Origin of the sequence: Nostoc flagelliforme FACHB-838, assembly GCF_014698065.1 — a bacterium.
Taxonomy (GTDB): domain Bacteria; phylum Cyanobacteriota; class Cyanobacteriia; order Cyanobacteriales; family Nostocaceae; genus Nostoc; species Nostoc flagelliforme_B.
The window spans coordinates 1-4,087 of the sequence record NZ_JACJSI010000473.1 but is presented as its reverse complement, the minus strand read 5'-3'; the positions used below and the strand labels follow the sequence as shown (position 1 = coordinate 4,087).

General features: G+C 38.6%; 4 protein-coding genes and 2 pseudogenes. 3 read left to right on the top strand and 3 right to left on the bottom strand.

All coding sequences use genetic code 11. The annotated features are described in order from the left end of the window. Both H6G97_RS46880 and H6G97_RS46875 read left to right on the top strand, forming a co-directional pair. Positions 1-257, top strand: a 257-nt coding sequence (locus H6G97_RS46880) for a diguanylate cyclase domain-containing protein (RefSeq protein ID WP_190947215.1), incomplete at its 5' end; no start/stop codon positions are given. Between the two features lie 418 nt (positions 258-675). Further along, entirely contained in the window at positions 676-1,095 is a 420-nt protein-coding gene (locus tag H6G97_RS46875) for a response regulator (RefSeq protein ID WP_190947214.1), read from the top strand. Positions 1,096-1,242: 147 nt separating this feature from the next. Here the strand turns inward: H6G97_RS46875 and H6G97_RS46870 are convergent. After that, positions 1,243-1,635, bottom strand: a pseudogene (locus H6G97_RS46870) (ISKra4 family transposase); the annotation flags it as partial. 654 nt (positions 1,636-2,289) lie between these two features. Here H6G97_RS46870 and H6G97_RS46865 point away from each other — a divergent pair. Further along, the gene (locus H6G97_RS46865) at positions 2,290-2,562 is read left to right on the top strand and encodes a hypothetical protein (protein ID WP_190947216.1); all 273 of its coding nucleotides are present in this window, start codon (positions 2,290-2,292) and stop codon (positions 2,560-2,562) included. On the opposite strand, the pseudogene rpaB reads toward H6G97_RS46865, so the two are convergent. After that, a pseudogene (gene rpaB, locus H6G97_RS46860) lies at positions 2,504-3,236 on the bottom strand (response regulator transcription factor RpaB). The gene H6G97_RS46865 and the pseudogene rpaB sit on opposite strands and share 59 nt — an antisense overlap. Positions 3,237-3,486: 250 nt before the next feature. Beyond that, entirely contained in the window at positions 3,487-3,897 is a 411-nt protein-coding gene (locus H6G97_RS46855; RefSeq protein WP_190947213.1) for a response regulator, read from the bottom strand. Positions 3,898-4,087: the final 190 nt, after the last annotated feature.

The following is a 4,087-nucleotide window of genomic DNA, read 5'->3' as shown; positions in this document are numbered from 1 at the left end:
CTATTCGCTCCTTAGCTATTCCCCATATAAATTCACAAGTTAGTTTTCATCTAACTCTGAGCGCTGGTTTAGCCACAGTCATTCCTAACCATATTTTTAGCATTGAACAAATCATTACAGCAGCTGATAAAGTGCTATATCAGGCAAAGGCAGCAGGACGCGATTGTTTTAAGCACAATAACTTACTACTTGATATGCAAACCCCCCGCAATCTACCAGTTTTTAGGAATAAAATATTAATAAGAGAGTTGAACTAAGAACACAGCACAAGCTCTTGCATTATCTAGAGACCAGCAGAATAATACTTTCCTTCAAGCTGATAACTATCACAATATTTCAATAAAACTTGATGAATTCTCACAACACTTTCACAAATTCTACTGTTTTTGCTGGTTCTCATGCTTTATCTAACCCCCTATTAATTCAATTAATAGAATTGCTACACTTTCAAAGGATACGTTATCTATTTGGAAGCTCCAAAACAATTAATAAAACTTTTACATCATTTGTGTTTAGTTAAACATTTGATTTTTCACAGTATGTGGCAAAGGTTATTTTTAGGGCTTATTAAGCTTGGGACTAGCTCTAATACTATCATTTACTACTTAACGGCTACAACCTATCATGGTTAAGTTTTATCTCCAGCTTCATTAATATTTTAAATAGGAGAAAAATATGGAAAAAACAGCTATTTCTAACGCAAATACAACCAATAAAAATGATACTAAGCGGATCTTAGTTTGTGATGATGTAGCTGATAACTCTTTCTTGATAAGAACCATTTTAGAAGCAGAGAACTGTTTGGTTAAAAGTGTTGATTCGGGTGCAGCAGTGCTAACCTTTCTTGAAACCGACCCTAACCCACCTGACTTGCTAATATTAGATATTCAAATGCCTATAATGGATGGATTTGAAGTTGTTCAACGCTTGAGAGAATTAACTAAATTTCCATTTCTACCAATTCTTTTGGTCACAAGTTTTGATTATGATCTTAATAAGATGAATGGTATAAAATGTGATGAATTTATCCAAAAGCCCATTGACATTGATACAGTCACCTCTAAAGTGCGAGAGATTTTAGACCGAAATTATTAAAGATTCCCTCGTAAATGCTAGCTACTTCATTGATAGATTAGGGTTATGAATGATGCGATTGCTATAAGGTTGCTTGAACATATCTTATTAATGCATCCGGCTCAAGGGGCTTTCGGCTAACGGGAGCATCTCAGTTTTTGAAGTGGCTCAAACCGACAATAATCCATTGAGTAAGCACAGCGATGAGCCAGGACTTGAGGGACATTTTCTCGTTTTCATTGTGCCCTAGAAATCTTTGTTCGACGCTCAATCTGCTCAACGGCAGATTCAACTGACCCAAAACCAATTGAACAAATTTCTTCAACTTAGTGATATTCGTAGTTAATGATACGATGGCAATGCTTATCGAGATAACGGCAAAAATTTTGTACTTGTTTACCCCAACAACCAGTAAATAAGGCTTTAGTTTCTTCTACTTGACCTTTCAATAGTAAGGCATAGGAAGAGTTTCAACCATTTTTGTGAACCCCCAATTTTGTAAAGGTTTTCTATTAAGTGAAACAAATCTTGTATTTCTCGACGTTTTACATCAGGGGCTAATAGTCTGCCAACCCAAAATTGCTGGGTGGAGGTCGGCAGGGGAGCAGGGGAGCAGAGGAGAGATTTAGTACAAGTTCTTTCACCTCTGCCCCTTTGCACCTCTGCGCAAGAGCTTACCACCACGCAAAGTTTGTGTGGCGAAGCACTAGTTGGTCAATGATATTTCAAATACCATCATGTCCATCACCCATACAGAATAAAGGCATCTAAAGGATAAGAATCCTTTAATACTTGGTTTGGGCGTTTTTAAATCAGCAGTCTGATGTGAGAATGAGGGCAGTTATCCGAAAGCCAGTTGAGCCGGAGGAGGCGAGCGTTTACATTAGGCGCACTTTCACAGAAATACTCTACCGAGTTATTCACATCGATAGAGTATATAAAATTACTACCATTATCTTTCACTAGCATTCAGCTTATACTTTGATAACTATTTATACCTCTGTACAAGTACTGCAAATCTTGCCTACAGTGATCGCATGAAACGCTGCATAACGGTAATCACTCCAAAACCTACTCTCATCACTGCGGCTATCTCCTGATATCTTGTCAGAGCATAGGTCACAGTTGAACAATTTCATTAAAGGACTCAAACTCCTATAATTTTGTTATAGCCAAGTTTAAGAAGAAAGAAACAGACAAACAAACAAACAAGGCTTGGATGATTTATCAAAAAGGGATAGCTCAAAAAATTATACAGGAATACTTTTAGCCTATCTTGCCCCGTCAGGTCAGCTAGGCTATATTTACACCAAGATGTCTACTGTTGCTCTCTGGCTATGTGACAAAAGGACCACTGAGATAATGGATGACTTTTTCGAATTGGAACAAAGCGGCTTGACTTGTGTAAAACCAAGAGCGGATGAGAGCTTTATTCCTGTTCTGATTCAACAATTTGTGGGAAAAAATAACCATTACCTCTTGCTGTAATAATAAATTCTGGCAAGTTGGGGTCGGATTCTACCTTTATCCGCAACCGCGAGATATGCACATCTACCACACGAGTTTCTGTATGAAATCCTCCTACTAAACCCCACAACTCCTGCAAGATTTCTAACCTTGAAAAAACTCTTCCAGAATGATTCACGTAACTTCTCTAATAAGCTAAATTCTATACCTGTTAGCCGAATCCGTTGCTCATTTTTATGGACTTGCCGCTTATTTTTATCGATTCTCAGGTCGCCGACATGAATTATCCCAGAGTTAGGAATAATATTAATATCAGTTTTGTGAAAGCGTCGTCTTAATATAGAAGCAATTCGGGCTTCTAGTTCCTTGGGTGAGAAAGGTTTTGTCATATAGTCATCAGCACCTAACTCTAGCCCAACAATCCGATCTGCTAAATCTGCCAAAGCTGTAAGCATGATGATTGGCACATTTGATTCTCTCCGTAATTCTTGACAGACACCGTAGCCATCCAGCTTTGGCATCATCACATCCAGAACTATTAAATCAGGAGTCGAAAGACGAAAAGCTGATAAAGCTTCTTCACCATCACTAGCTGTAACTACACTGTAGCCAATTATTTCTAGACGTGTTTGCAAAATTCGGCGGATGCCGACTTCGTCATCTACTACCAGGATTTTTCCTTTCTGTATTGGCAAGTTTCTCAATTCTCCCCAATGGCGAGAACTTTTAACCCTCTATTCTCAAGCTGAAGTAACTCAAAAAAGATTTTTTTCCTAATTCGTAAATCTCTGACCAAGGAACTCGTATTTTCCATAAATTTGGTGTATCTTGCTAATTTCGTGTAATTATTAACACCCCACCGACCAAGCCCCATTGGGGCAAAGTTGTAGGTTTGGGTGTGGGCAAAAATAGCCCCAACAACCTTACTTCATCAAGAGATTCTGGTCATAAATAATGCCCAAGCTGTAGAGCTGCTTGGACATATCCTATTAATGCATCCGGCTCAACGGGCTTTCGGATAACTCCAGCCACCTTGACATCAGGCTCCTTTCTAAAAAACGCCTCTTCGTTTGCCGTAATTAACAAAATAGTTAGAATTTGTAAAATCGGGTTATTTTGAATCCGCCGAGCGACTTCGTACCCATCCATGCCAGGCATCATCACATCTAGTAGAAGTAGATCGGGTATTTTTGATTCAAGGAAAGCTAGCGCTGCCGCTCCTGACTCCACAATTTCAACTTCATAACCCTCCATTTCTAAAAGAGTTTGGAAGAAAAAGCAGTTGTCTGCAACATCATCGCAAACAAGGATAAGCTTATTAGTACTATCTTGTGTGACTCCTTTTTTAACTACCATATTGAAATAGGGAACATATAGGCTTATAAGTCCTGTTATAGTTAAACCAACAACTTTTTTCGTCTGACTGTGGTGTTAGTTGCCAGCGTAAGTTTTATGTAAATATTTGCTAACCAGCTTTTGAAAAGTGGCAGTGGCAGTTGAGTGCGCTATCCCAACTAAGTTTCGTTCCTCCTGGAGAACCCAATCG

What these genes read in the sequence shown, in the direction of transcription:
- H6G97_RS46875 (WP_190947214.1), top strand. Translation starts at nt 676, where the DNA reads ATGGAAAAAACAGCTATTTCTAACGCAAATACAACCAATAAAAATGAT.
- H6G97_RS46855 (WP_190947213.1), bottom strand. Translation starts at nt 3,897, where the DNA reads ATGGTAGTTAAAAAAGGAGTCACACAAGATAGTACTAATAAGCTTATC.